Source organism: Streptomyces cyaneus, from assembly GCF_004028635.1.
Classification (GTDB): domain Bacteria; phylum Actinomycetota; class Actinomycetes; order Streptomycetales; family Streptomycetaceae; genus Streptomyces; species Streptomyces cyaneus.
The window spans coordinates 1-24,579 of sequence record NZ_RQJW01000019.1; the positions used below are offsets into that span (position 1 = coordinate 1).

Consider the following 24,579-nt stretch of genomic DNA (forward strand, 5'->3'; position numbering starts at 1 on the left):
TTTTGGCACGCTGTTGAGTTCTCAAGGAACGGACGCTTCCTTTGTACTCACCCTCTCGGGCTTTCCTCCGGGCGCTTCCCTTCGGTCTTGCGTTTCCGACTCTATCAGATCCTTTTCCGATCCGATTCCCTGTCGGCGGGATTGCCGTGGGGCTCTGGGCTTTCGCCCGGCGGCCTTTCGACATTCACTACGTTAGCCGATTCCCCCGCCCGATTCATAATCGGGGTTCTGCGGATCCGAATTCAGGCATGCGGGCACGCCGAATTCGACCCCGCTGAGGGGTGTTCGTAGGTAGTGGGTTAGCCGCTCCGGCTGCTGACTTCGCAGTACCCGGTTCAGCGGCTCGGGCTACGTTACGCGCCTCGCCTAGGTGCGTCAACTTCGGCGGCGCCTCGGGACATGGGCCCGATAGGGGCTCACTGTGGGGTCGTTGGCGATCCAGTAGCGCCAGGGGTGGGCGTCTCCGTTGCCGCCGTCGCCTGCCACGCCGGTGCGTGGGCCGTTTCGTACCTGGTCCGAGGGGACCGGGGTGCCGGCGAGGACGTATAGGGGTGTCTCGCCGGAGGCGCATGCGTCCGTGCCGTCCAGGGCGCGGTCCACGCCCAGGGCGGTGGCCAGGCGGGCTGGGCCTTTGGCCAGTTCCTTGTCGTTGCGGGCCGAGAGTCGACGTTTGCGGGCGAGCTCGGCTCCCTCGACGATCTCGCCGGCGCGCAGCAGGACCGCGCTCGCCTGGCCGTCGGGGCCGCACACCAGGTTCATGCAGTGCCACATGCCGTAGGTGAAGTAGACGTAGACGTGTCCGGGGGGACCGAACATCACGTCGTTGCGGGGCGTGCGCCCGCGGTAGGCGTGTGAGCCGGGGTCGTTCGGGCCGTCGTAGGCCTCGACCTCCGTGAGGCGGAGGGTGATCGGACCGTCCGGGGTGGTGCGTACGAGGAGGCGGCCCAGGAGGTCGGGGGCGACCTCCAGGACGGGCCGGTCGAAGAAGTTCCTGGGGAGGGGCGTACGGTCGGGGGTCGCGATCATGCCGTCCGAGGGTAGTGCAGACGGGTGGTCGCAGCGGGGTGGTCAGGGGGCGTGCTGCTTGCCAGGGTGAGAGCGCGGAACCGGCCACGGCCGGATCGCGTTTGTAGGGATCAAGGATCCACTCTGAAAAGAGGAGAGTCATGGCGTTCAAGAAGCTGCTCGCGAGCCTGGGGGCCGGTGGGGCTTCGGTCGAGACGGTGCTGACTGAGGTCAACGTCGTTCCGGGCGGTGTCGTCCAGGGTGAGGTGCGGATTCAGGGCGGGTCCGTGAAGCAGGACATCGAGGGCCTGTCTGTCGGCCTGCAGGCACGTGTCGAGGTCGAGGGCCAGGACTCGGAGTACAAGCAGGACATCGAGTTCACGAAGCTTCAGCTCGGTGGTGCCTTCGAGCTGCAGGCCGGGGGTGTGCACGCCGTGCCCTTCGGGCTGGAGATCCCGTGGGAGACGCCGGTCACGACGATCGACGGTCAGACGCTGCGTGGCATGAACATCGGTGTGACCACGGAGCTGTCGATCGCCCGGGCCGTGGACTCCACCGACCTGGACCCGATCAACGTGCACCCGCTGCCCGCGCAGAAGGCGATCCTCGACGCCTTCATCCAGCTGGGCTTCCGCTTCAAGAACGCGGACATGGAGCGCGGCCACATCCGGGGTACGCGGCAGAAGCTGCCGTTCTACCAGGAGATCGAGTTCTTCCCGCCGCAGCAGTACCGCGGTATCAACCAGGTCGAGTTGAGCTTCGTCGCGGACGAGCACGCGATGGACGTCGTTCTGGAAATGGACAAGAAGCCGGGGCTGTTCAGCTCGGGCAGCGACACCTTCCGGTCGTTCCAGGTGGGTCTGAACGACTTCCAGGGGACCGACTGGGCGGCGTATCTCAACCAGTGGCTGTCCGAGGTCGGCAGCAAGCGCAACTGGTCCTAGGCTCGGAGCTACTGATTCCGCTGTTCCCTCAGGAGGTATCGACGTGACCGAGCTCAAGAGGCGGCCGCTGCCCCACGACTTCCATCCGCCCGTGCCGTCCTTCACGGTCACGAGCGAGGACGTCGAGCAAGGCGGGACCCTCAAGGACGCTCAGGTCTACGCGGCCGGCAACACCTCGCCGCAGCTGCGCTGGGAGGGCTTCCCGGCCGAGACCAAGAGCTTCGCCGTGACCTGCTACGACCCCGATGCCCCTACGGGCAGCGGGTTCTGGCACTGGGTCGTCTTCGACATCCCGGCCTCGGTGACCGAGCTGCCGGCGGGTGCGGGCAGCGGCAAGTTCGAGGGGCTGCCTGAGGGTGCCGTACAGGCGCGGAACGACTACGGGTCGAAGGACTTCGGCGGGGCCGCGCCGCCCGCCGGGGACGGGCCGCACCGCTATGTGTTCACGGTGTACGCCGTGGACCAGGAGAAGCTCGGTCCGGACTCGGACGCCAGTCCGGCCGTCGTCGGCTTCAATCTGCGGTTCCACGCGATCGCGCGCGCCCATGTGATCGGTGAGTACGAGGTGCCTGCCGAGGACTGATGTTCGCTGAAGCCTGACGTTCATGGAACGTTTGCCCGCCTCTGGTCTTGGAAGTGATCAGGGGCGGGCATTTTTTATTTCGTTGTCCATCTCGGCGTGCCCGGCCAGAGTTGATCCCAGTCCGCCAGGGGGTGGGCAGGTGCACACGGGAGGTGGGCTGTAATGCGGGACACGCTGGTACTGAACGCGAGCTTCGAGCCGCTGTCGACGGTGACGTTGAACAGAGCCGTCGTTCTGGTGCTTCAGGACAAGGCCGTCGTCGAGCAGTCCCACCCCGAACTGCGGATGCGTGGAGCCGCGGTGGACATACCGGCGCCCCGGGTGATTCGGCTCTGCAGGTACGTGCGGGTGCCGTTCCGAAGACAAGCGCCGTGGTCGAGGCGGGGTGTGCTGGTGCGGGACCGGCACCGGTGCGCGTACTGCGGGCGTAGGGCTACGACCGTGGACCACGTCGTTCCTCGGTCGCGGGGTGGGCAGGACACATGGCTGAATACGGTCGCCTCGTGTGCGGAGGACAATCATCGGAAGGCTGACCGGACGCCTGAGCAGGCGGGTATGCCGTTGCTTCGGGAGCCGTTCGAGCCGACGCCTGCTGATGCGATGTTGCTGGCGCTGGGGGCCGACGAGTTTGCGGCGCTGCCGGATTGGCTGGCACTGGACGCTGCGTGAGCAATCGCCGTAGGGCTTGAGGTTGTTGGTTGGCTGCGGCTTGTTTGTGGCTTGTCGCGCCCACGCGGCGGAGCCGCACATCGATACAGCCCCGCGCCCCTGGGGACGTCAGGGCCCGCCTTCTTCACGAAGGCGGGCCCCATCTTCGTACGGCCGTCCTTGCCTCAGTCGATCGACGGCTTCTCTCGGCGTTCCGTTCCCGAGCCGCTGTTGCCGGAAGATCCGTTGCCCGAACCACCGCCCATGCCGCCGAAGTTGCCCATGGCGCCCGACAGGCCCTTGAGGGCGTCGCCGATTTCGCTGGGGACGATCCAGAGCTTGTTGGCGTCGCCTTCGGCGATCTTCGGGAGCATCTGGAGGTACTGGTAGGAGAGGAGCTTCTGGTCCGGGTCGCCGGCGTGGATGGCCTCGAAGACCGTGCGGACTGCCTGGGCCTCGCCCTCGGCTCGCAGGGCCGCCGCCTTGGCCTCGCCCTCTGCGCGGAGGATCTGGGACTGCTTCTCGCCCTCTGCGGTGAGGATGGCTGCCTGGCGCGTACCTTCGGCGGTGAGGATCGCGGCGCGCTTGTCGCGGTCGGCGCGCATCTGCTTCTCCATCGAGTCCTGGATGGAGGTGGGGGGTTCGATCGCCTTGAGCTCGACTCGGTTGACGCGGATGCCCCACTTGCCCGTCGCCTCGTCCAGGACGCCGCGCAGGGCCGCGTTGATCTCCTCGCGGGAGGTCAGGGTGCGCTCCAGGTCCATGCCGCCGATGATGTTGCGGAGCGTGGTGACCGTCAGCTGCTCGATCGCCTGGATGTAGCTGGCGACTTCGTAGGTGGCGGCGCGGGCGTCGGTCACCTGGTAGTAGATGACGGTGTCGATGTTCACGACCAGGTTGTCCTGGGTGATCACCGGCTGCGGCGGGAACGGTACGACCTGTTCGCGCAGGTCGATGCGGTTGCGGATGGTGTCGATGAACGGGACCACGATGTTGAGGCCCGCGTTGAGTGTCCGCGTGTATCGGCCGAAGCGTTCGACGATGGCCGCACTCGCCTGTGGAATAACCTGGATCGTCTTGATCAGGGCGATGAAGACCAACACCACCAGAATGATCAAGACGATGATGACCGGTTCCATCGTCGTTTCCCCGTACCCCTTCTCCGCTGCGGCAACTTCGGCAGATCTTACGGTTGTTGAAGATCTTGCTGGTCGAGTCTGACAGACCGTCGCGTGGCCCGTGGCGCGTTCGCGCCACTTACGTCGTGCGAGGTCACATGACGATCGCCGTGGCCCCCTCGATGTCCACGACGTCCACTTCCTGGCCTACTTCGTAGGCGCGGTCGGTGTCGAGGGAGCGGGCCGACCAGACCTCTCCGGCGAGCTTGATCCGGCCGCCGGAGGCGTCGACGCGCTCCAGTACGACGGCCTGCTTGCCCTTCAACGCCTCGATGCCGGTGGCGAGTTGGGGCCGCTGTGCGCGATGTCGGTTCGCGATGGGCCGTACGACGGCGATGAGTGCGGTCGAGATGATGACGAAGGACACGACCTGGACGACGGCGTCACCGCCGAAGATGCCGGCGACCACGGCGGCCGCGACGGCGCCCACCGCCAGCATGCCGAGTTCGGGCATCGCGGTGATCACGAGACCGATACCGAGCGCTGCCGCGCCGATCAACCACCAAACCCACGCGTCGATTTCCACATGGTCATGGTAGGACCGCGGGCCCTGTCGCGGACAGGGCGCCGATCAGTTTGAAGAGCCTTCTTACCGGGGTTTCGCGGGGTGAAGGGCCGGGTCAGGACAGGGGGAGGCCCTGTGCCGTCCAGCGCTCGCCAACCTGTTCGACGACGAGCGGGAGGCCGAAGCAGAGGGAGAGGTTGCGGGAGGTGAGTTCGAGTTCCATCGGGCCGGCGGCGAGGACCTTGCCCTGGCGGATCATCAGGACGTGGGTGAAGCCCGGGGGGATCTCCTCGACGTGGTGGGTGACCATGAGCATCGAGGGGGCGATCGGGTCGCGGGCGAGTCGGCCGAGACGGCGGACGAGGTCCTCGCGGCCGCCGAGGTCGAGGCCGGCGGCGGGCTCGTCGAGGAGGAGCAGCTCCGGGTCGGCCATCAGGGCGCGGCTGATGAGGGTGCGCTTGCGCTCGCCCTCGGAGAGGGTGCCGAACTTCCGGTCGAGGTACTCGCTCATGCCGAGGCGGTCGAGGAAGGCGCGGGCGCGCTGCTCGTCGATCTCCTCGTAGTCCTCGTTCCAGGTGGCGGTCATGCCGTACGCGGCGGTCAGCACGGTCTGCAGGACGGTCTGGCGCTTGGGCAGCTTCTCGGTCATGGCGATGCCGGCCATGCCGATGCGCGGGCGCAGCTCGAAGACGTCGGTGCCGGGCCTGCCGAGGGTCTCGCCGAGGATGGAGACGGATCCCTGGCTGGGGTAGAGGTAGCTGGAGGCGAGGTTCAGGAGCGTGGTCTTGCCGGCGCCGTTGGGGCCGAGGATGACCCAGCGCTCGCCTTCCTTGACCGACCAGGAGACCTGGTCCACCAGAGCCCGGCCCTCACGGACCACGGATACGTCCTGAAGCTCCAGAACATCGCTCATGAGCGCGTTGTCTCCCCTTGCAGTGTGACCGGTGTCGGCGTCTCGGCGTCTCGGTGGTCGCGTGCGCCCGTGGGCGCAGCCCTCAAGGAAATCTACGCCACCGGTCGGGCGCTTCATTCCATCGGTCCTGTCCTTAGGGTGGGGGCATGCTCTCGGAACCACGTTCAGGACGCCTTGCGGCTTGGGGAAATGCCCTTTTGGCCGGACTTGTCTCGCCGGATGACGCTGTGCTCGAGATCGTCGGGGACGATGCGGTGCACCGGGTGGAGGGGTTGCCGGGTGAGTCGGCGCCCGTCGGGCTCACGCTGGCGCTGGGGCGGCTGCGGACGCTCGGGGTGAGCGGGCTGCGGGTCGCACTGCCCGCGCCGGGGCATCCGCTGGGGCTGAGCGGGCCGCCGGAGTTCAATGCGCGGGCGCTGGACGCCGAGGAGGCGGTGATCTGTCACGGCGCCGCGTTGGGGTTGGTGCCTGAGGTGTACGAGGCCGGGCCCGACGGTGATGTACATGTCGAGGTCGTCTGGCATGTGCTGCCGGTGCGGGAGGCGCCGCCCGCGGATGTGCCGTCGCTGGGTGAGGCCGAACGGGAGCTGGCCGAGGCCTTGCGGGATGCGACGGAGGTGTTGTCGCGGCTGGACGTGGCCGGGTCGGGGCCCGTGGCCGAGGCGGCGATCGATGCGTATCGGGCTCGGGCCGAGCGGGGGCGGGAGGTGCTGGCGCCGGGGTATCCGCCACGGGCGGTACGGGTGCTGGAGCTTGCGCAGCGGGTGGGGTTGCTGGTTTCGCTGGCGTATGAGAACGGCCACGGCGGAGCGATGAGTGCCTCGGAGATGGGGGCTCGGGCTGCTGCGTTGCGGCCGGTGGAGCGGGTGGCTCGGCGGGCGCTCGTTGCCGCGTACAACGCGTACGTGGAGGAGCGGGAGCGGGGGGCTCGCTGAGCGCTGATCGTGCTGGTTCTCGGCGATGGGGCTGGACGGGGTGGGCCGCGCGGCCCGGCACAGCAACAGAGCCCTGACAAACTGACCGGCCTCCCGGGAAACCCGGGAGGCCGGAGGTCACTGCTCGCTGTGCGGCAGAAGTCAGCGGACGTCAGTGGTTGACGGCCAGGTTGTCGAAGGCGGGGTTCAGCAGGCCGACGACGTTCACGGTGTTGCCGGAGACGTTGACCGGCACATCCACCGGGACCTGGACGAGGTTGCCCGAGGCGACGCCCGGGGAGCCCACGGCCTTGCCGTCGGCGTGCGCACCGCTGGTGGCGGAGGCCACGCCCGCACCGGCGGCCAGCAGGCTGCCCGCCACCATCGTCACGGCCGCTGCCTTCTTCAGGTTCTTCACTTCTGAGCCCTCCTTGCGATTGCCGCGGCAGTCGCCGCAGCACGCACTGGAAAACGGCGGAGATCCACGGAGGATGCGCCATCTGGGGGACATTCCCACGACGGTATGAATCTCAGTCCGGAGCGGAACCCTCCGTATTGCCGTCCGTCACGTCCTGCGGAGAGCGTTTCAGCCGGTCACGCCATGGCGTACGGCCCACAGCGCGGCCTGCGTGCGGTCCGCCAGGTCGAGCTTCATCAGGATGTTCGAGACGTGTGTCTTGACGGTCTTCTCCGACAGGACCAGGGCTCTGGCTATCTCGCGGTTCGAGCGGCCGTCCGCGATCAGGCCGAGGACCTCGCGCTCCCGCTCGGTCAGCGAACCACCTCTCCCCTGCCCCGAGTTGGCCTCTTCCTGGGACAACAGGGCGCCCGCGACCTCGGGTTGGAGCAGGATGTGGCCGGCGTGGACCGAGCGGATGGCTCCGGCGAGCGCGTCCGGGTCGACGTCCTTGTAGACGTACCCGGCGGCGCCCGCGCGCAGGGCCGGGATCACCGTGCGCTGTTCGGTGAAGCTGGTGACGATCAGCACGCGCGCGGGGTTGTCCAGTTCGCGGAGCTTGCGCAGGGCGTCGACGCCGTCCATGCCCGGCATCTTGACGTCCATCAGGACGACGTCCGGCTTCAGTTCCTCAGCACGGGCCACTCCCTCGGCGCCGTCGGCGGCCTCGCCCACGACCTCGATGTCGTCCTGCACTTCGAGGAAGGTGCGCAGGCCCCGGCGGACCACCTGGTGGTCGTCGACGAGCAGCACCTTGATTGCGTCAGCCACCGGGGACCTCCATCTCGATCGTGGTGCCCTTGCCGGGCGCCGATTCCACGGTCAGCGTGCCGCCCACCCCGTTCGTCCGGTCCCGCATGGAGACCAGGCCGAGGTGGCGTCCGGCTCGGCGTATCGCCTTCGGGTCGAAGCCGCTGCCGTTGTCCGTGACCCGCAGGACTGCCCCGCTGCCGCGCCGGTCCAGTGTCACGTCGACGTGCTCGGCTCCGGAGTGCCGCAGGGCGTTGTGCAGGGCTTCCTGGGCGACGCGCAGTACGGCCTCTTCCTGGGCGGCGGGCAGGGCCTTCACGCCGCGGCCGGCGAAGGTCACGCGCGCGGTGTGGGCGCGGTCGAGGACGTGGATCTGGGTGCGCAGGGTGGCGACGAGGCCGTCCTCGTCGAGGGCGGCGGGGCGCAACTCGACGACCGCGGCGCGCAGTTCGTCGGCGGCCTCGGCGGCGAGTGCGGCCACCTGGTGCATCTCACCCTTGGCGCGGGACGGGTCGCGGTCGATCAGGGCTGCGGCAGCCTGGGCCGTCAGGCGCAGGGAGAACAGCTTCTGGCTGACCGCGTCGTGCAGTTCGTGGGCCAGGCGTGAGCGTTCCTCGGCGATCGTCAGTTCGCGGCTGCGTTCGTAGAGGCGGGCGTTGGTGAGGGCGATCGCGGCATGCTGGGCGAGGATGCCGAGGAGTTCCTCGTCCTCCTGCGTGAAGCCGCAGCTTCCCTCAGGCTTCGGGCAGTTCTTGTTGGCCAGGAAGAGTGCACCGATGACCTCATCGCCGTCGCGGATGGGCAGGCCGAGGAAGTCGGACATGTCGGGGTGGGCGGTCGGCCAGCCCTCGAAGCGGGGGTCCTTGCGTACGTCGGCGAGGCGCTCGACCTCGGCCTCCTGGAGCATCGCGGCGAGGATGCCGTGCTGGCGCGGGAGGGGCCCGATGGCCTTCCACTGCTCGTCACTGACGCCGTCGACCACGAACTGGGCGAAGCCCCCGTGGTCGTCGGGGACGCCGAGCGCGGCGTACTGCGCGTCGAGCAGCTCGCGGGCCGAGGCGACGATCGTCTTGAGGACGTCGCGCACCTCGAGATGCCTGCTCATGGCCAGCAACGCGGAGCTCACCGCGGCGAGGCCGGACCTGGGGCCTTGACTCATGCCCTCACGGTACCGGCGGGGTATGACAGGCGGATCGGACCTGTGACGGCGGCCTACTAGGGCGGCGGTCCTAGTCCCCTGGTCCCGGGATCAGCGGCGTAGGGCGAACGGCCCGGGGTGCGCGGCGTAGGACGAAGGGCCCCGCGGCTTTGCGGCCCGCGTCCGAGGCGGGGCGGGTGTCCCGGTTCCTACGTTGAGGACACCGCCGACGGAGGCGGCCTGGGACGAGGGGACGGTTGTCATGCCGGTAGCGATCATCACGGGGGCCTCGAAGGGGCTGGGGCGTGCGCTCGCCGAGGGGCTGGCCGCGCACGGCTGGGATCTGGTGCTCGACGCCAGGACCCCCGAGGTCCTCCAGGAGACGGCGGCCGGGCTCCTGGCGTACGGCACGCGCGTGACGGCGGTGCCTGGGGACGTCACGGACGCCCGGCACCGGTCCGAGCTGGTGGCGGCCGCCTGGAAGCTGGGCGGCGTCGATCTGCTGGTGAGCAACGCCAGCGCGCTGGGCGCCGAGCCGCTGGTACGGCTGGACGCGCTGCCCCTGGAGGGGCTGCGGCGGGCGCTGGAGGTGAACGTGATCGCCGCGCTGGCCCTTGTTCAGGAGGCGCTGCCTCTGCTGCGGGCGTCCGGGACGGGCGCGGTGATCACCGTCAGCTCGGACGCGGCCGCCGAGGCGTACGAGACGTGGGGCGGGTACGGGGCGTCGAAGGCCGCCCTGGACCATCTCGCGGCGGTGCTCGGCGAGGAGGAGCCAGGGCTGCGGGTCTGGGCGGTCGACCCCGGGGACATGGCCACGGACCTGTATGCGGCGGCCGTACCGGACGACGACGATCCGCGGCCGACGCCGGCCAGTGTGGTGCCGGCCTTCCTGCGGCTGCTGGACGAGCGTCCGGCGAGTGGGCGCTACGGGGCGCCCTCCTTGCTGGAGGGAGGGCGATGACCCTGACAGTGCGGGTGCCGGAGGAGCTGTCGGCGCGGATTCCCGCCGAGCAGCGCGGGCCGGGGCTGGACCGGGATGCCGTACGGCTGCTGGTGTCGCGGGGGACCGAGGTGTCGCACCACGCGTTCGGCGAGCTGCCGCGGCTGCTGCGGGCGGGGGATCTCCTGGTCGTCAACACGTCGGAGACGCTGGCCGCCGCGGTGGACGGGCGGATCGGGCACGCGCGCGTGGTGGTGCACTTCTCCACGCGCGGGGACGACGGGCGGTGGGCGGTCGAGCTGCGGGATCCCGACGAGCGGGGCACCACGCGCGCGCGTGCGGGCGGGCCCGCGGGGACTGAGGTGCGGTTCCCGGGGGGTGTTCGGCTCGTCCTTGAGGAGCCGCTGAGCGCGGGGAGCGAGCGGCTGTGGTGGGCGCGGGTCGCCGGGCCCCAGGGCGCGGGGCGTACCGACCCGCAGGGGGCAGGGGGCGCCGGCCCTCAGGGTGAAGGGGACATGGACCACCCCCGGGGAGCAGGCGGCACGGGCCCACGGGACACAGGGAGCCCCGGCCCACGCGGGGCGAGGGGCGCCGGTCCGCAGGGGGCGATGGGCACGGGCCCACAGGGAGCAGGCGGCACGGGCCCACAGGACACAGGGAGCCCCGGCCCACGGGGGGCGAGGGGCGCCGGTCCGCAGGGGGCGATGGGCACGGGCGCACAGGGAGCCGGGGGCGCAGGCCCCCACGACACAGGGGGCACGGGCCTCCACGACACAGGGAGCGCCGCCCCAGCGGGGGCAATGGGCACGGACCCCGACCGAGCAGGCGGCACCCGCCCACAGGACACAGGGAGCCCCGGCCCACGCGGCACAGGCGGCACCCGTCCACAGGGGGCAATGGGCACGGCCCCCCAGCTAGCAGGCAGCACCGGCCCACAGCCAGCCGGCGGCACTGGCCCCCAAGACACAGAAAGCGCCGGCCCCCAAGGCTCAGTAGTCCTCAGGCTGATGCGGGAGTACGGGCGGCCTATTCGTTACTCCTATACGGAGCGGGACCAGCCGTTGTCCGTGTATCAGACGGTGTTCGCGCTGCCGTCGGCCGACGGGGCAGGTAGTGCGGAGATGCCGAGCGCGGCGCGGCCCTTCACGGTGCGGATGGTGACGGAGCTGGTGAGCCGGGGTGTGCAGTTCGCGCCGATCATGTTGCACACCGGGGTGGCCTCGGCGGAGGCGCACGAGCCGCCGTATCCGGAGCGGTTCGCGGTGCCCGAGGCGTCGGCCCGGCTGATCAACGCGGCGAAGGCGACAGACGGGCGGATCGTCGCCGTCGGGACGACGGCCGTGCGGGCCGTGGAGTCGGCGGCGGGCGCCGACGGCGTCGTACGCGCGCGTGAAGGGTGGACGGATCTCGTGGTCACCCCGGAGCGCGGGGTGCGGGTGGTGGACGGGCTGCTGACCGGGCTGCACGAGCCGGAGGCCTCGCATCTTCTGATGCTGGAGGCGGTCGCCGGACGAGCCGCGATCGACCGCAGCTATGACGAGGCGCTGCGCGGGCTGTACCTGTGGCACGAGTTCGGCGACGTGCATCTCATCCTCCCGACGGAGAGCCCTCACTCAGAGCATTGCGCCAGCAACTGCCGGTGAGACTGTTACGGGCCCGATGTGAGCCCGCACATAGGGCCCACGTCACGTACGAAAGTCCGTAGTAGGTGACGACGTCCCTTTTGAGCGGGACAGACAGTCCTGTCTGTCCCGATTTGCCCTTCACGGGTCCACTATCGGGGATCGTACGTCACACCTTTGCCACGCAATTTTGCGGCCGCTAAGAATTGCTCTCGTCGCTCAGCGCCGCGGGTTCCGCCCGCGGCGTTTGTGCCGGAAGCACCCGTGTCCCCCGCCGGACAGCGAGCGACCTCCGCGCTATTCGAAGAGGTCCATCTGCCATGCTCAAGAACACCAACAACCGTGCTCTCAGTCGTGCCCGTGCCCTGACCAAGCGGAACAAGATCGCGGTCGCCGGTGTCGCCACCCTCGGTGCCGCCGCCCTCGCCTTCACCGCCGTCCCCGGCAACGCACGGACGACCACGGCCGAGGCCCCCACGGGCCAGGTGGCGTACAGCAGTGAGCAGATCAAGGACGTCAAGGCCAGCGTCACCGACCGGCTCGCCTCCGAGAGCGTGAAGGCCGAGGAGATGTCGGCCAAGCACAAGGCTGCCGTGGCTGCCGCCAAGCACAGGGCCGCGGTGGCCCACGACAAGCACGAGGCCGCCGAAGCAGCCGCCAAGAAGAGGGCCGCCGAGGCTGCCGCCAAGAAGAAGGCCGAGGCCGCGCGCAAGGCGAACGAGGCCGCGAGCCGGTCCACCGAGCGCGCCCAGGTCAAGCCGGTCGCCGCCAAGACCTACGCCAACAACCTCGACGGCTGGATCCGTGAGGCCCTGGACATCATGAAGAAGCACGACATCCCGGGCACCTACAACGGTCTCTACCGCAACACCATGCGGGAGTCCTCGGGCAACCCGAACGCGATCAACAACTGGGACATCAACGCCCAGAACGGTGTTCCGTCGATCGGTCTGCTCCAGGTCATCAAGCCGACCTTCGACGCGTACCACGTCCCGGGCACTGCCTGGAGCCAGTACGACCCGGTCGCCAACCTCACCGCCGCCGCCAACTACGCGGCCGACCGGTACGGCTCGATCGACAACGTCAACAGCGCGTACTGAGTGAGGTAGGCGCGGGCCTCAATCGCGTACGCCGAAGGGCGGCACCCTCCTGACGGGGTGCCGCCCTTCGGACGTCGTACGACTGCGGTTGCTCGCGACAGCGACTACTTGCGCATGACCTCGGGCTCGTGCCGGCGCAGGAAGCGGGCCACGAAGATGCCGCAGATCACACCGAGGACGATCAGGGCGAGCATGTCCATGGTCCAGGCGCCGACGGTGTGCTCCCAGAGCGGGTCGTTGCTCTCGCCCTTGTCGGGCGGGCTGATCTTGTTGAAGTCGAGCGTGGCACCCGCGGCGCCCACGGCCCAGCGCGACGGCATCAGGTACGAGAACTGATTGACGCCGATCGAGCCGTTCAGGGCGAACAGGCAACCCGTGAACACGACCTGGATGATCGCGAACATGACCAGCAGCGGCATCGTCTTCTCGGCCGTCTTCACCAGCGCCGAGATGATCAGGCCGAACATCATCGAGGTGAAGCCCAGCGCCATGATCGGCAGGGAGAGCTCCAGGAGCGTCAGGTTGCCGAGGACCAGGCCCTCCTCCGGGATCTCCCGGCTGGCGAAGCCGATCACGCCGACCATCAGGCCCTGCAGCACGGTGATCAGGCCGAGCACGAACACCTTGGACATCAGGTACGCCGAGCGGGACAGGCCGGTCGCCCGCTCGCGCTCGTAGATGACCCGTTCCTTGATCAGCTCACGCACGGAGTTCGCGGCGCCCGCGAAGCAGGCGCCGACCGCGAGGATCAGCAGGACGGTGGTGGCCGTGCCGTTCGGGATGATCCGGCCGGTCTGCGGATTGGCCGGGTTGGGCAGCAGGTCCTTGCCCGCGTCGATCAGCAGGCTCACCGCGCCGAGGACGCCCGGCAGGATCACCATCAGGGCGAGGAAGCCCTTGTCGGAGGCGATCACCGACACATAGCGGCGCACCAGCGTGACGAACTGGGACATCCAGCCCTGCGGCTTCGGCGGCTTCATCGCCTGCATCGGAGGCATCTGTACGGACTGCGGCGCAACGGCGTCGATGTCCGCGGCGTACATCTGGTAGTGCTGCGAGCCCTTCCAGCGTCCCGCCCAGTCGTAGTCGCGGTAGTTCTCGAAGGCGGAGAAGACGTCGGCCCAGGTGTCGTAGCCGAAGAAGTTCAGCGCCTCCTCGGGCGGGCCGAAGTAGGCGACCGCACCGCCCGGCGCCATCACCAGGAGCTTGTCGCACAGCGCCAGCTCGGCCACGGAGTGGGTGACGACGAGGACCGTACGGCCGTCGTCGGCGAGGCCGCGCAGCAGCTGCATGACATCGCGGTCCATGCCCGGGTCGAGGCCGGAGGTGGGCTCGTCGAGGAAGATCAGCGACGGCTTGGTGAGGAGCTCCAGGGCCACCGAGACGCGCTTGCGCTGGCCGCCGGAGAGGGAGGTGACCTTCTTCTCCTTGTGGATGTCCAGCTTCAGCTCGCGCAGCACCTCGTCGATACGGGCCTCGCGCTCCTTGCCCGTGGTGTCGGCGGGGAAGCGGAGCTTGGCCGCGTACTTGAGGGCCTTCTTGACGGTCAGCTCCTTGTGCAGGATGTCGTCCTGCGGGACCAGACCGATGCGCTGGCGCAGCTCGGCGAACTGCTTGTAGAGGTTCCGGTTGTCGTAGAGGACGTCGCCCTGGTTCGCGGGCCGGTAGCCGGTGAGCGCCTTGAGCAGGGTCGACTTGCCGGAACCGGACGGTCCGATGACCGCGATGAGCGACTTCTCGGGGACGCCGAAGGAGACGTCCTTGAGGATCTGCTTGCCGCCGTCGACCGTGACGGTCAGGTGACGTGCCGAGAAGGAGACCTCACCGGTGTCGACGAACTCCTCGAGGCGGTCACCGACGATCCGGAACGTGGAGTGACCGACACCCACGATGTCCGCCGGGCCCAGCAGCTGCGAGCCGCCCTTGGCAATCGGCTGGCCGTTGACGTACGTGCCGTTGTGGGAGCCGAGGTCGCGGATCTCCATGCGGCCGTCGGGCATCGAGTGGAACTCGGCGTGGTGGCGGGAGACCTGCAGGTCGGAGACGACCAGCTCGTTCTCCAGAGCACGGCCGATGCGCATGACACGGCCGATGGCGAACTGGTGGAAGGTGGTGGGGCTGCGGTCGCCGTAGACCGGCGGCGCCCCCGCACCACCACCGGGGCCCTGCTGGTGCGGGATGTGCGCGGCGGCCTGCTGCGGCTGCTGCCAGCCGGCCTGCGGGGCCTGCTGCTGCGGAACCTGCTGGGCCGGGGCCTGCTGAGGAGCCGGTGCCTGCTGGGCCCAGCCCGCCTGCGCCCCCTGCGCGGCGTACGGCTGCTGCTGCGGCTGGGCCTGCGGAGAGGCGACGGATGCCGCGGTGCCGGAGAGGTTCAGGCACGGTCCGTCCGTCGCGTTGCCCAGGTGCACGGCCGAGCCGGGGCCGATCTCCAGCTGGTGTATCCGCTGGCCCTGCACGAAGGTGCCGTTGGTACTGCCGTTGTCCTCGATGACCCAACTACGGCCGCTCCAGCTGATCGTGGCGTGCCGCCAGGACACTCTGGCGTCGTCGAACACGATGTCGCCCTGCGGATCGCGTCCGAGGTTGTAGGACCTGGACGGATCGAGCGTCCAGGTCCGTCCGTTCAATTCCAGTACGAGTTCCGGCACTCCAGCCCCACTGAGTAGTCCCCCGAGTTACCCCCAACACAGGGAGTCTAGGGATGTCGAACATCGTCGGGAACTATTTCAGGCTCCGCCCCCTGACCGAAAGTCGGGCCTTGTGAGGAGCACGCATACGCGCTTCGACTGGTTCCGTTGACGGGGTTGAAATCAGCCCGGAGAGTGGTAATCCACGCGAGGGGGACATGCGCGGCGAACAGTCGCCGCGCCGCGGATCGGGGGGTCTGCCATGACCGCGTCCACGAACGTCGAGACCGCGAGGCACGGCACACGGCTGCCGTGGGGAGACATCCTGCTGTCCGCGATCGCCTGCGTGAGCTGGGCGTTGATCGGGATGGCGGGTACGGCGGCACTCGGTCTGCATCTGCTGGAGGCGGACACGGCGGGTTCGTTGGGTCCGATGACCGCGGCGGTGGTGGCCCTTGGGGCGGGTGGTTCTGTCACACCGTCCGGTGATGTGTCTGCTTTCGGGCTGACGGGCGCGGAGGCGGCGACCGCCATCGAGATCACGCCACTGGGCGTGAGCCTGGTCGGCGCGGTGCTGCTGTCGTGGTTCTTCTTACGGTCCTTGCGGGGCGCGGGAGTTGTGATCGCGCCTGCCGAACTCCTCGCGCGCGTGGGCGCAGTGGTCGCGCTGTTCGTGGCGATGCTGAGCGGACTCGCCTGGGCGGGACACGACGTCATCACGATCGACGGGAGTTCGCTGGGGCTCGACGACCTGCCCGGGGGTGGCGGGGGCGGCGGCGGAATCGAGATCCCCGGGGTGGGTGACATCGGGGACATCGGCGGCCTGCTGCCCGACCAGATCGGCGACCTCATCGACGCGAAGGCGGCGGTGGGCTTCACGGTGGATACGGCGCCGACGCTGCTCGGCGGCATGGCCTGGTCCGCCGGCATCCTGCTGATCGCCCTGCTGGCCTCGCGCCGCACCCCGCTGCCGCGCGGCTGGGAGGCCGTGCACCGCGTCGTTCGACCCGCCGCGTCCGCCCTCGTCACGGTGCTGCTGGTGGCGGTCGCGGCAGGGCTCGCGGCGGCGGCGTACGCGGCGATCGGCGACGACCACCCCAAGCGGATCGCGGGCGCCGCCCTGCTCGGCGCCCCGAACGGCGTCTGGCTCGGCATCCCGATCGGCCTGCTCGTACCGTTCGACGGCCGGGCCACGGGGGCGCTGGTCGGCCTGCTCCCGGATCCCCTGGACGACCTGCTGAACGGCGGCGCCGACCAGTCCGTGACGCTGAGCAGGCTGGCGGACCTGGACGGACGGGTGTGGCTGCTGGGGGTCGCGGCCGCACTGATGATGCTGCTCGCAGGCGTGCTGACAGCGGCGCGGACGCCGGTGGGGGCGCGGGGTGGCGTCGAGGGCGGGGGACGGGGCGGTGGCGACGGGCCCGGCGAGGCTCCGGGGGCTCACGGCGGGGTGGCTTCGGGTGGAAGGTCGGTGGGTGGCTCGGGTGGTTCCTGGGGCGTACGGGGATCGGGGGGCGGTGCGGTCGGGGGGCCGGATCCGGGTGCCGTACGGCCATCGGGAGCCGCCGCGGCAGGAGGTCCAGCTTCCCGGGGCGTACGGGATCCAGGGCCCCTCGGTTTCGCCGGGCGGTGTGCGCTGCGGCTGGGGATCGCCACGGCGTTGACGCTGCCGTTGCTCGCGTGGCTGACGCAGCTGTCCGTGGATGCCTCGCTGTCGGTACTGGGCTTCGACGCGTTCGGCGCCGGAGTGGAGCTGCGGGGCAACCTCGGTATGGCGCTGCTCCTGGGGGCGGCTTGGGGCGCGGGGGCGGGTGCCGTGGGGGCACTGCTGGCCCGGGCGACGGGGGCTGCGGGGCAGCGGGCGGCGCCGCTGGCTCGGGGTGAGGTGGGGGCGGGTGCGGGGACTCCGGGATCTGCAGGTACGCCGGGCTCGGTGGGATGGACGGGATCGGCGGCCGAGGGTGCCGGGGCTTCGTCGTATGTGAGCCGGTCCGGGCCGTACACGCCCGGCACGCCGTACCGGCCACCGAACCCGGCGACGAACCCGTATCTGCGCAAGCCGGACCACCTGCGCGAGCCGGAGGACGCGCGGCCGCCGGACGCAGCTCCGCCTCCGGGGGGCGCCCCGCAGCCCCGCGCCCCTCAGTACGGTGAGCCGCCGCGCCCCGGTGGCGACGACATGTACGGCGCGCCCACGGTCGCCCGGCCGTTCACACCACCCCCGAGGTCGCCTCGCCCCCCTCGTCGGCGTGGGAATCGGTCGCGGTCCGGAGGGGACGACGGTCCACCGCCTCCGCCTCCGCCACCCCCTCCCCCGCCGCCGGGGAAGCCGAAGGGGCACCCCTGATCCCGCGCGGGGTCGGGCTGCGGGGCCATCCCCGAGGCGGCAGCGGGTCGGCACGCCTCGCGGTGATGCGTCCGGGCCGCGGTGATCCGCCCGGGCGAGGCCACCGCAGTACGCCTCTCGGGCACGGCCGCGGTACGTCCGCAGTCGCGTCCGGCACGAGTGGGTGACCTCGATGACTCACAGGTACTCCTGCGTCGGCTCATAGCTACTGGTGCAGCCGTGACCCGAACGTAAGACTCACGCCACCCGACAGACACCCAGTGTTCCGTGTCCGCTAGACGGACCTCAGGGGCGGCAGGCACTGGGTGCCGGATACGGTGGAAGCACCATGAGCGCTTCGCAGACCTCCGACATCCCCACACTTCTCGTCAAGATCTTCGGGAAGGACAGGCCGGGAATCACGGCCGGCCTCTTCGACACGCTGGCCGCCTACTCCGTCGACGTGGTCGACATCGAGCAGGTCCTCACCCGTGGCCGGATCACGCTGTGCGCGCTCGTGACGCAGCCTCCTGCCGGGTTGGAGGGGGACCTCCGGGCGACGGTACACAGCTGGGCCGAGTCGATGAAGATGCAGGCGGAGATCATCTCCGGCCTGGGCGACAACCGTCCGCGCGGCCTCGGACGCTCCCTGGTGACGGTGCTCGGGCACCCGCTCACCGCGGAGGCGACGGCCGCGATCGCCGGCCGGATCACCAAGTCCGGCGGCAACATCGACCGTATCTTCCGGCTCGCCAAGTACCCCGTGACGGCAGTGGAGTTCGCGGTCTCCGGCGTGGAGACCGAGCCGCTGCGCACCGCCCTGGTGACCGACGCGGCGGCACTGGGTGTCGACATCGCCGTCGTCGCGGCCGGTCTGCACCGGCGGGCGCAGCGCCTGGTCGTCATGGACGTGGACTCGACCCTCATCCAGGACGAGGTGATCGAGCTCTTCGCCGCGCACGCCGGCTGCGAGGACAAGGTGGCCGAGGTGACGGCGGCCGCGATGCGCGGGGAGCTGGACTTCGAGCAGTCGCTGCACGCGCGCGTGGCGCTGCTGGAGGGGCTGGACGCGTCGGTGGTGGAGAAGGTGCGCAGCGAGGTGCGGCTGACGCCGGGTGCGCGCACGCTGATCCGTACGCTGAAGCGGCTCGGCTATCAAGTCGGGGTCGTCTCGGGTGGGTTCACCCAGGTCACCGATGATCTGAAGGAGCGGCTCGGGCTCGACTTCGCCCAGGCGAACACGCTGGAGATCGTCGACGGCAAGCTGACGGGCAGGGTCACCGGCGAGATCGTGGACCGGGCGGGCAAGGCGCGGCTGCTGCGCCGGTTCGCCGCGGAGGCGGGGGTGCCGCTGTCGCAGACGGTGGCGATCGGCGACGGCGCCAACGACCTGGACATGCTGAACGCGGCCGGTCTGGGCGTCGCCTTCAACGCCAAGCCGGTGGTGCGGGAGGCGGCGCACACGGCGGTGAACGTGCCGTTCCTGGACACGGTCCTGTATCTGCTGGGCGTCACCCGTGAAGAGGTCGAGGCGGCGGACATGCACGACGAGGGCTGACGACCCGCGCAATGAAGCCCTGGGTGCGTAGGGGCCCGGCACCGGGACGGCGCCGGGCCCCTACGCGTGGGTCTGTCACTCGGACGGTGCCCAGTAGTCCAGCAGGGTGCCCACGCCGGGCTCCAGCGTCTTCCAGGGGCCGCTGAAGGAGAGGACGGCGAAGGCGGCGGCCGGGAAGCCGCGGCGGCTCATCCGCTCGCGCGCCTCGTCCTCGGCCGAGCCGGACAGGATCTCGGCGAGTCCCTGCACGCCCGGGTTGTGGCCGATCAGCAGGACGCTCTGGACGTCGTCGGGTGTTTCGTTGAGCACGGCGATCAGCTCGCCGGGTGAGGCCTCGTAGACCCGCTCTTCGTAGATGGTTTTCGGCCGGTGCGGGAACTCGTGGACGGCGAGCTTCCAGGTCTCCCGAGTCCGGGTCGCGGTGGAGCACAGGGCCAGATCGAAGGGGATGTCGGTGTCGGCCAGCCTGCGGCCGGCCTCTGCCGCGTCCATTCGGCCCCGATCAGCGAGCGGCCGCTCGTGGTCGGTGACCTGTGGCCAGTCGGCTTTCGCATGCCGGAAGAGGACAATCCTGCGGGGTTCTGCGACGCTCATGAGATCCAGCTTCGCATGAAACAGGCCATGGGGCGCAGGTAGTTGACGGGCGGCTTCTGTAGTGCTCAGCGCGTGATCAACTGCTGTATGCGCTCGAAGAGCTGGGTGATCGCGGGCTCGGCGGTCGCCGCCTGCGCGTCGGACGGGTTGATGATCAGCATCAACAGCGTGACGAAGGCGAGCGTCGGCAGGGCGAGGGCCCACCAGGGCAGCCGGATGTCGGCACGGCCCGTGGACGCCGGGTGGGGCGGGGTGTGCGTGCGGGCCGACATGACGCCTCCGTGGGTCTTCGAGTGGTCCGTGTCCGCCTCTCGCGGTCACACTTCGAAGTTACGGACTCCTCGACCCTCAACCCATCCGGTGATCCACCCAGTTGACCCTGACACTCGCCCCCTAGGGGATGGTGGTGCTAGCCCCACCATCGGCAGGACGACGTGTGTCAGGGGGAGGCGATCGTCGCGACGATGGCGATGACCACGAAGATGGCGAGGAACGCGCCGAAGACGAGCAGCATCTTCTTCTGGCCGTTCTGGGGGTTCGGGTCGAGCACTGGCATACGGCAAGTCTCGCACCCGCCGTCCGGGGCGGGTCGGCCGGGGTGAGGCTCAGCGGGCCGGGGTCAGCGGGCCGGGGTCAGCGAGCCGCCTCGTCCTCCACCGTGCGGTCGCGTCCCGCCAGGACACCTACCGCCATCTGCGGGATCATCAGGCCCGCCATGAGCGCGATCGGCAGCCCCCAGCCGCCGCTGTGCTGGTAGAGCACGCCCACCAGGAGCGGGCCGGGGATCGAGATCAGATAGCCGGTGCTCTGCGCGAAGCCCGACAGCTGGGCCACGCCCGCGCTGGTCCTGGCCCGCATGCCGACCATCGTGAGGGCCAACGGGAACGAGCAGTTGGAGACGCCCAGCAGCAGGGCCCAGGCCCAGGAACCGGCGGCCGGTGCGAGGTACAGACCGGCGTATCCGGCGAGGCCGCAGGCGCCCAGCGCGAGCACGATCGGCCCCTGGTGGGGCAGCCTGGTGGCGAGGCGCGGGATGACGAAGGCCAGCGGCACGCCCATCACCATCGTGACGGCGAGCAGCAGCCCCGCCGTGCCGGCGTGCACTCCCGCGTCCCGGAAGATCTGCGCCATCCAGCCCATCGTGATGTAGGCGCCGGTGGCCTGAAGCCCGAAGTAGACGGCGAGGGCCCAGGAGGTGCGGCTCCGGGTGATCCGCAGCGGGGGCGCGTCCACGCGCGCGGGGGCCTCCTGCGCGGACGCGGCGGGCCCCGCCCCCCGGTCCCGTACGAACGGGATCCACGGCAGTACGGCCGTCGCCGCGAGCGCCGCCCACACCGCGAGCCCGGTCTGCCAACTCCCGCCCAGCACCTCGGTCATGGGCACCGTCACCGCCGCCGCGGACGCGGTGCCGAGCGCGAGGGCCATCGAGTACAGGCCGGTCATGGAGCCGACCCGGTCCGGGAACCAGCGCTTGACGATGACCGGCATCAGGACGTTGCTGACCGCGATGCCCATGAGGGCGAGTGCGCTGGCGGCCAGGAAACCGGCCGTGCTGCCCGTGTACGGCCGTATGAGAAGGCCCGCGGTGATGGCGGCCATGCCCGCGCACACCACCGCGCCCGGGCCGAAGCGGCGGGCCAGGCGCGGGGCCATGACGCCGAAGACGGCGAAGCAGAGCGGGGGCACGGAGGTGAGCAGTCCGGCCACGCTGCCGCTCATGCCGAGCCCGTCGCGAACCTCTTCGAGGAGGGCGCCGAGGCTGGTGATGGCGGGGCGGAGGTTCAGCGCGGTCAGCACGATGCCGAGCACGAGCAGCCGGATCGTCCACGCGCGCGTGGTCGGCCCTGTGGGGGTGCGTGGCTCAGGGGTACGCGCCTCATGGGTGCGCTCCCCATGGGTGCGTATCCGCGTGGACGTCGTAGTCCGGGTCTCCTCGCTAGCCATGTCGCCCATCATAGAATCATGGGATGATTGGTTGTCCACCCCCGGCCCGCCCGGTCCCGGTCCTGACGTGCGAAGGTGTGCCATGCCCCTGAGCCACCCCCGCCGCTCGGCACTGTCCGAGCAGGTCATCGCGGCGTTGCGGAACCAGATCACCTCGGGCGAATGGCCGGTCGGCTCCCGTATCCCGACGGAGCCCGAGCTGGTCGAGCAGCTCGGCGTGGCCCGCAACACGGTCCGTGAGGCGGTCCGCGCGCTCGCGCACAACGGCCTGCTGGACATCCGCCAGGGCTCCGGCACCTACGTGGTGGCGACCAGCGAGCTGGCCGGTGTCATGCACCGCCGCTTCGCCGACGCCGACCCCCGGCACATCGCCGAGCTGCGCTCCACCCTGGAGTCCGCCGCCGCGAAGCTGGCCGCCGAGCGGCGTACGGAGAAGGACCTCAAGCAGCTGGACGCCCTGCTGGTGCGGCGGGAGGAGGCCTGGGAGTCGGGTGACGCGGAGGCGTTCGTGGCGGCCGACGCGACCTTCCATCTGGCGGTGGTGGCGGCCTCCCACAACGACGTGATGACGGCGATGTACGCGGACCTGGGCGAGGTACTGCGGGACTGGCTGCGCGAGGACGTCGGCGAGGAGCTGACGCCGGAGACGCACATGGACCATGCCCGGCTGGTCGATGCGATCCGCGCGGGAGACGCGGCGGCGGCCGCGACGGAGGCGGCGAGCTATCCGTTCCTGTGCCGTCCGGGGCGCTTCAGCTCTCCCGCCCGTGACTGATCCACACCGAGCCGACCTCTTTCCAGCAGCGCCCGGTCAGCCGCACGGTCTGCGCCGGCCCGGCCGCCACCGGGGAGCCGTCACTGTCGATGTCCCACCAGCGGGCGCACTCCACGTGCAGACTCACCCGGTCCGTGTCCGGATAGGGGTTGTGGCAGTAGACGGTCACCTGGGAGCCGCTGACGCGTATGCGGCACGCGGCGCCGAACGGCTCCCGGGGCTCCGCCTGAACGGCGGGCACGCGTGCGTGGGCCAGCGCCTCGTACGACAGGGGCAGTACGAGGGCGACGGCGACGGTCGTCGAGGCCAGGCGGCGGGACAAGCGCACAACGGGACCTCCTCGGCCGTACGGGAGAGGGGCTCGCGTGATGAACGCGTACTCCAGGGTGCGCAGTTGTGGGTCTGGCCCGCCCGGCCGGATAGGCCGAACGGGTGACGCCCCGCTCCCCCGCGCTGCGGGAGAAACGGGGCGTCGGCGACGTGGTCGATGTACGGGGGGTCAGGCTCCGATGGCGTGCAGGCCGCCGTCCACGTGGATGATCTCGCCGGTGGTCTTCGGGAACCAGTCGCTCAGCAGGGCGACGATGCCGCGGCCGGCCGGCTCCGGGTCCTCCAGCTTCCACTCCAGCGGGGAGCGGCTGTCCCACACGGACGCCAGCTCGGCGAAGCCGGGGATGGACTTCGCGGCCATGGAGCCGAGCGGGCCCGCCGAAACCAGGTTGCAGCGGATGTCGTGCTTGCCCAGGTCACGCGCCATGTAGCGGTTCGTGGCCTCCAGAGCGGCCTTGGTCGGGCCCATCCAGTCGTACTGCGGCCAGGCGAACTGCGCGTCGAAGGTGAGGCCGACGACGGAGCCGCCCTCGGTCATCAGCGGGAGCAGCGCCATCGTCAGCGACTTCAGGGAGAAGGCGGAGACGTGCATGGCGGTGGCCACGGACTCGAAGGGCGTGTTGAGGAAGTTGCCGCCGAGCGCGTCCTGCGGCGCGAAGCCGATGGAGTGCACGATGCCGTCGAGCTTGTCGCCCAGGTGCTCACGCACCTGGCTCTCCAGGCGGGCGAGGTGCTCGTCGTTGGAGACGTCGAGCTCCAGGACCTTGACCTTCTCCGGCTGGGGGAGCTTCTTGGCGATGCGCTCGGTCAGCGTCGGACGCGGCCAGGCGGTCAGGATGATCTCCGCGCCCTGCTCCTGGGCCAGCTTGGCGGCGTGGAAGGCGATGGAGGACTCCATCAGCACACCGGTGATGAGGATCTTCTTGCCCTCGAGGATTCCAGCCATGGTGATCAGTGACCCATTCCCAGTCCGCCGTCAACGGGGATGACGGCTCCAGTGATGTACGAAGCGTCGTCCGAGGCGAGGAACCGCACCGTCGCGGCGATCTCCTCCGGCTGCGCGTAACGACCGAGGGGCACCTGCTTCACGATGCCCTCGCGCTGCTCGTCGGTGAGCACCTTGGTCATGTCGGTGTCGACGAAGCCGGGCGCGACGACGTTGAAGGTGATGTTGCGCGAACCCAGCTCACGGGCGAGAGAGCGCGCGAAGCCGACCAGGGCGGCCTTGGAGGCGGCGTAGTTGGCCTGGCCGGGGCCGCCGTAGAGGCCGACGACCGACGAAATGAGCACCACGCGGCCCTTCTTTGCGCGCAGCATGCCGCGGTTGGCGCGCTTGACCACGCGGAAGGTGCCGGTGAGGTTGGTGTCGATGACCGAGGTGAAGTCCTCCTCGGACATGCGCATCAGGAGCTGGTCCTTGGTGATGCCGGCGTTGGCGATCAGAACCTCGACCGGGCCGTGCTCGGCCTCGATCTCCTTGTAGGCCTGCTCCACCTGCTCGGTGTCGGTGATGTCGCACTTGACGGCCAGGAAGCCGGCCGGCGGCTCACCCGAGCGGTACGTGATCGCGACCTTGTCGCCGGCGTCGGCGAAAGCGCGGGCGATGGCGAGGCCGATGCCCCGGTTGCCTCCGGTGACGAGAACCGAGCGGCTCAACGGATCACCCTTTCGATAGAGGTCTGACACACCCGCCCGAACACGTGGATGGCAGGCGGCTTCCCCGAAAAC

Annotated in this window: 25 protein-coding genes and 1 pseudogene; 11 read left to right on the forward strand and 15 right to left on the reverse strand. The window is 70.0% G+C overall.

Annotated elements, in window-relative coordinates:
• Positions 1-375 precede the first annotated feature (375 nt).
• Entirely contained in the window at positions 376-1,026 is a 651-nt protein-coding gene (locus tag EHO50_RS38895; protein WP_128436569.1) for a DNA-3-methyladenine glycosylase, read from the reverse strand.
• Positions 1,027-1,166: 140 nt separating this feature from the next.
• On the opposite strand from EHO50_RS38895, the gene EHO50_RS38900 reads away from it, so the two are divergent.
• From EHO50_RS38900 to EHO50_RS38910, 3 genes are all read left to right on the forward strand, one after another.
• Positions 1,167-1,949: a sporulation protein gene (locus EHO50_RS38900; RefSeq protein ID WP_128436570.1), complete on the forward strand. Its 783-nt coding sequence runs from the start codon at positions 1,167-1,169 to the stop codon at positions 1,947-1,949.
• Between the two features lie 43 nt (positions 1,950-1,992).
• On the forward strand, positions 1,993-2,532 hold the full coding sequence (locus EHO50_RS38905; protein ID WP_128436571.1) for a YbhB/YbcL family Raf kinase inhibitor-like protein: 540 nt from the start codon (positions 1,993-1,995) through the stop codon (positions 2,530-2,532).
• Between the two features lie 162 nt (positions 2,533-2,694).
• Positions 2,695-3,201 carry an HNH endonuclease gene (locus EHO50_RS38910; protein WP_128436572.1) on the forward strand — a complete coding sequence of 169 codons (507 nt, stop codon included), beginning with the start codon at positions 2,695-2,697 and terminating at the stop codon, positions 3,199-3,201.
• 164 nt (positions 3,202-3,365) lie between these two features.
• On the opposite strand, the gene EHO50_RS38915 is transcribed toward EHO50_RS38910, so the two are convergent.
• The 3 genes from EHO50_RS38915 to EHO50_RS38925 form a co-directional block, all read right to left on the reverse strand.
• Positions 3,366-4,319, reverse strand: coding sequence for an SPFH domain-containing protein (locus EHO50_RS38915; RefSeq protein ID WP_128436573.1), 954 nt, complete (start codon positions 4,317-4,319; stop codon positions 3,366-3,368).
• 133 nt (positions 4,320-4,452) lie between these two features.
• Positions 4,453-4,884: an NfeD family protein gene (locus EHO50_RS38920; RefSeq protein ID WP_181449778.1), complete on the reverse strand. Its 432-nt coding sequence runs from the start codon at positions 4,882-4,884 to the stop codon at positions 4,453-4,455.
• Positions 4,885-4,978: 94 nt separating this feature from the next.
• A complete protein-coding gene (locus EHO50_RS38925) occupies positions 4,979-5,776 on the reverse strand; it encodes an ABC transporter ATP-binding protein (protein WP_128436574.1) in 798 nt (265 codons plus the stop codon).
• A gap of 146 nt (positions 5,777-5,922) precedes the next feature.
• Here EHO50_RS38925 and EHO50_RS38930 point away from each other — a divergent pair, with 146 nt between their 5' ends.
• Entirely contained in the window at positions 5,923-6,711 is a 789-nt protein-coding gene (locus EHO50_RS38930; protein WP_128436575.1) for a hypothetical protein, read from the forward strand.
• 151 nt (positions 6,712-6,862) lie between these two features.
• Here EHO50_RS38930 and EHO50_RS38935 read toward each other — a convergent pair whose 3' ends face one another.
• From EHO50_RS38935 to EHO50_RS38945, 3 genes are all read right to left on the reverse strand, one after another.
• On the reverse strand, positions 6,863-7,108 hold the full coding sequence (locus EHO50_RS38935) for a chaplin (protein ID WP_128436576.1): 246 nt from the start codon (positions 7,106-7,108) through the stop codon (positions 6,863-6,865).
• A 168-nt stretch (positions 7,109-7,276) separates the two neighbouring features.
• Positions 7,277-7,918 (reverse strand): response regulator, encoded by a 642-nt coding sequence (locus EHO50_RS38940; protein ID WP_125528125.1) that lies wholly within the window; start codon positions 7,916-7,918, stop codon positions 7,277-7,279.
• Positions 7,911-9,056, reverse strand: coding sequence for a GAF domain-containing sensor histidine kinase (locus tag EHO50_RS38945; RefSeq protein ID WP_128436577.1), 1,146 nt, complete (start codon positions 9,054-9,056; stop codon positions 7,911-7,913). Before EHO50_RS38945 ends, EHO50_RS38940 begins: the two co-directional genes overlap by 8 nt.
• Positions 9,057-9,297: 241 nt before the next feature.
• On the opposite strand from EHO50_RS38945, the gene EHO50_RS38950 reads away from it, so the two are divergent.
• The 4 genes and pseudogenes from EHO50_RS38950 (at position 9,298) to EHO50_RS38965 (ending at position 12,697) form a co-directional block, all read left to right on the forward strand.
• Positions 9,298-9,996, forward strand: a complete 699-nt coding sequence (locus EHO50_RS38950; RefSeq protein WP_128436578.1) for an SDR family NAD(P)-dependent oxidoreductase — start codon at positions 9,298-9,300, stop codon at positions 9,994-9,996.
• Positions 9,993-10,427: pseudogene (locus EHO50_RS44600) on the forward strand (S-adenosylmethionine:tRNA ribosyltransferase-isomerase); the annotation flags it as partial. The gene EHO50_RS38950 and the pseudogene EHO50_RS44600, both read left to right, overlap by 4 nt.
• Before the next feature lie 156 nt (positions 10,428-10,583).
• A complete protein-coding gene (locus tag EHO50_RS38960; RefSeq protein WP_425472360.1) occupies positions 10,584-11,618 on the forward strand; it encodes an S-adenosylmethionine:tRNA ribosyltransferase-isomerase in 1,035 nt (344 codons plus the stop codon).
• Between the two features lie 299 nt (positions 11,619-11,917).
• Positions 11,918-12,697, forward strand: coding sequence for a transglycosylase SLT domain-containing protein (locus tag EHO50_RS38965; protein WP_128436579.1), 780 nt, complete (start codon positions 11,918-11,920; stop codon positions 12,695-12,697).
• Positions 12,698-12,801: 104 nt separating this feature from the next.
• On the opposite strand, the gene EHO50_RS38970 is transcribed toward EHO50_RS38965, so the two are convergent.
• Positions 12,802-15,345 (reverse strand): ABC transporter ATP-binding protein/permease, encoded by a 2,544-nt coding sequence (locus EHO50_RS38970; RefSeq protein ID WP_128436580.1) that lies wholly within the window; start codon positions 15,343-15,345, stop codon positions 12,802-12,804.
• Between the two features lie 241 nt (positions 15,346-15,586).
• On the opposite strand from EHO50_RS38970, the gene EHO50_RS38975 reads away from it, so the two are divergent.
• Together EHO50_RS38975 and serB are read left to right on the forward strand one after the other, a co-directional pair.
• Positions 15,587-17,671: a streptophobe family protein gene (locus tag EHO50_RS38975; RefSeq protein ID WP_128436581.1), complete on the forward strand. Its 2,085-nt coding sequence runs from the start codon at positions 15,587-15,589 to the stop codon at positions 17,669-17,671.
• A gap of 328 nt (positions 17,672-17,999) precedes the next feature.
• Positions 18,000-19,208 (forward strand): phosphoserine phosphatase SerB, encoded by a 1,209-nt coding sequence (gene serB, locus EHO50_RS38980; RefSeq protein WP_128436582.1) that lies wholly within the window; start codon positions 18,000-18,002, stop codon positions 19,206-19,208.
• A 75-nt stretch (positions 19,209-19,283) separates the two neighbouring features.
• Here serB and EHO50_RS38985 read toward each other — a convergent pair whose 3' ends face one another.
• From EHO50_RS38985 to EHO50_RS39000, 4 genes are all read right to left on the reverse strand, one after another.
• On the reverse strand, positions 19,284-19,802 hold the full coding sequence (locus tag EHO50_RS38985) for a SixA phosphatase family protein (protein WP_128436583.1): 519 nt from the start codon (positions 19,800-19,802) through the stop codon (positions 19,284-19,286).
• A 65-nt stretch (positions 19,803-19,867) separates the two neighbouring features.
• Entirely contained in the window at positions 19,868-20,074 is a 207-nt protein-coding gene (locus tag EHO50_RS38990; RefSeq protein ID WP_128436584.1) for a hypothetical protein, read from the reverse strand.
• Positions 20,075-20,241: 167 nt separating this feature from the next.
• A complete protein-coding gene (locus EHO50_RS45720; RefSeq protein WP_128436585.1) occupies positions 20,242-20,358 on the reverse strand; it encodes an SGM_5486 family transporter-associated protein in 117 nt (38 codons plus the stop codon).
• Positions 20,359-20,435: 77 nt separating this feature from the next.
• Positions 20,436-21,758 (reverse strand): CynX/NimT family MFS transporter, encoded by a 1,323-nt coding sequence (locus tag EHO50_RS39000; protein ID WP_128436586.1) that lies wholly within the window; start codon positions 21,756-21,758, stop codon positions 20,436-20,438.
• Between the two features lie 70 nt (positions 21,759-21,828).
• On the opposite strand from EHO50_RS39000, the gene EHO50_RS39005 reads away from it, so the two are divergent.
• Positions 21,829-22,521 carry a FadR/GntR family transcriptional regulator gene (locus EHO50_RS39005; protein WP_128436587.1) on the forward strand — a complete coding sequence of 231 codons (693 nt, stop codon included), beginning with the start codon at positions 21,829-21,831 and terminating at the stop codon, positions 22,519-22,521.
• On the opposite strand, the gene EHO50_RS39010 is transcribed toward EHO50_RS39005, so the two are convergent.
• The 3 genes from EHO50_RS39010 to fabG form a co-directional block, all read right to left on the reverse strand.
• Positions 22,499-22,849, reverse strand: a complete 351-nt coding sequence (locus EHO50_RS39010; RefSeq protein ID WP_128436588.1) for a hypothetical protein — start codon at positions 22,847-22,849, stop codon at positions 22,499-22,501. The genes EHO50_RS39005 and EHO50_RS39010 overlap by 23 nt on opposite strands.
• Positions 22,850-23,020: 171 nt before the next feature.
• The gene (gene fabI, locus EHO50_RS39015; RefSeq protein WP_128436589.1) at positions 23,021-23,797 is read right to left on the reverse strand and encodes an enoyl-ACP reductase FabI; all 777 of its coding nucleotides are present in this window, start codon (positions 23,795-23,797) and stop codon (positions 23,021-23,023) included.
• Between the two features lie 5 nt (positions 23,798-23,802).
• Complete coding sequence (fabG, locus tag EHO50_RS39020) at positions 23,803-24,507, reverse strand: 3-oxoacyl-[acyl-carrier-protein] reductase (RefSeq protein ID WP_062700269.1); 705 nt, start codon at positions 24,505-24,507, stop codon at positions 23,803-23,805.
• Positions 24,508-24,579 lie beyond the last annotated feature (72 nt).

Bases quoted from the DNA above. Each gene is read 5' to 3' on its own strand.
- EHO50_RS38895 (WP_128436569.1), bottom strand. From the start codon at position 1,026: ATGATCGCGACCCCCGACCGTACGCCCCTCCCCAGGAACTTCTTCGAC.
- EHO50_RS38900 (WP_128436570.1), top strand. From the start codon at position 1,167: ATGGCGTTCAAGAAGCTGCTCGCGAGCCTGGGGGCCGGTGGGGCTTCG.
- EHO50_RS38910 (WP_128436572.1), top strand. From the start codon at position 2,695: ATGCGGGACACGCTGGTACTGAACGCGAGCTTCGAGCCGCTGTCGACG.
- EHO50_RS38915 (WP_128436573.1), bottom strand. From the start codon at position 4,319: ATGGAACCGGTCATCATCGTCTTGATCATTCTGGTGGTGTTGGTCTTC.
- EHO50_RS38925 (WP_128436574.1), bottom strand. From the start codon at position 5,776: ATGAGCGATGTTCTGGAGCTTCAGGACGTATCCGTGGTCCGTGAGGGC.
- EHO50_RS38930 (WP_128436575.1), top strand. From the start codon at position 5,923: ATGCTCTCGGAACCACGTTCAGGACGCCTTGCGGCTTGGGGAAATGCC.
- EHO50_RS38945 (WP_128436577.1), bottom strand. From the start codon at position 9,056: ATGAGTCAAGGCCCCAGGTCCGGCCTCGCCGCGGTGAGCTCCGCGTTG.
- EHO50_RS38950 (WP_128436578.1), top strand. From the start codon at position 9,298: ATGCCGGTAGCGATCATCACGGGGGCCTCGAAGGGGCTGGGGCGTGCG.
- EHO50_RS38960 (WP_425472360.1), top strand. From the start codon at position 10,584: ATGGGCACGGGCCCACAGGGAGCAGGCGGCACGGGCCCACAGGACACA.
- EHO50_RS38965 (WP_128436579.1), top strand. From the start codon at position 11,918: ATGCTCAAGAACACCAACAACCGTGCTCTCAGTCGTGCCCGTGCCCTG.
- EHO50_RS38975 (WP_128436581.1), top strand. From the start codon at position 15,587: ATGACCGCGTCCACGAACGTCGAGACCGCGAGGCACGGCACACGGCTG.
- serB (WP_128436582.1), top strand. From the start codon at position 18,000: ATGAGCGCTTCGCAGACCTCCGACATCCCCACACTTCTCGTCAAGATC.
- EHO50_RS38985 (WP_128436583.1), bottom strand. From the start codon at position 19,802: ATGAGCGTCGCAGAACCCCGCAGGATTGTCCTCTTCCGGCATGCGAAA.
- EHO50_RS38990 (WP_128436584.1), bottom strand. From the start codon at position 20,074: ATGTCGGCCCGCACGCACACCCCGCCCCACCCGGCGTCCACGGGCCGT.
- EHO50_RS45720 (WP_128436585.1), bottom strand. From the start codon at position 20,358: ATGCCAGTGCTCGACCCGAACCCCCAGAACGGCCAGAAGAAGATGCTG.
- EHO50_RS39000 (WP_128436586.1), bottom strand. From the start codon at position 21,758: ATGATGGGCGACATGGCTAGCGAGGAGACCCGGACTACGACGTCCACG.
- EHO50_RS39005 (WP_128436587.1), top strand. From the start codon at position 21,829: ATGCCCCTGAGCCACCCCCGCCGCTCGGCACTGTCCGAGCAGGTCATC.
- fabI (WP_128436589.1), bottom strand. From the start codon at position 23,797: ATGGCTGGAATCCTCGAGGGCAAGAAGATCCTCATCACCGGTGTGCTG.